The organism is Paraburkholderia sp. SIMBA_027 (genome assembly GCF_046535315.1).
Classification (GTDB): domain Bacteria; phylum Pseudomonadota; class Gammaproteobacteria; order Burkholderiales; family Burkholderiaceae; genus Paraburkholderia; species Paraburkholderia tropica.
Genome location: NZ_JAWRWY010000343.1, coordinates 1 through 289, shown reverse-complemented (window position 1 = coordinate 289; position 289 = coordinate 1). Strand labels below are relative to the sequence as shown.

Genomic DNA, 289 nt, shown 5'->3' with positions numbered 1-289 from the left:
CCTTTCACCGGACCGAACGATTCATCGGCGTAGAGGCGCATGTCGGGCGTGACGTGATCGAGCAGCGTAGCGGGCATCAGCGTGCTGTCTGCGCGGCCGCCGCAGACGAGCGTCGCACCTTTGGCCAACGCGTCGTCGATCAGCGCATTGCAGCGCGCAACCGTGCTCATGTCGACGACCGAACCGAGCACGACCGGCCCCTTGCGCGGGTCGCCGAGCGGCAAATCGCGTGCCTTCTGCGCGAGCCTGGCGACGAACGGCGCGGCGATCTTTTCGTCGACGATGATCC

Annotated in this window: 1 protein-coding gene; it reads right to left on the bottom strand. The window is 66.8% G+C overall.

Annotated features, from left to right (window positions below; genetic code table 11):
- Window positions 1-289 (bottom strand): aldehyde dehydrogenase family protein (locus tag SB764_RS39355; RefSeq protein WP_410866658.1); only part of this gene is annotated, 289 nt, incomplete at both ends.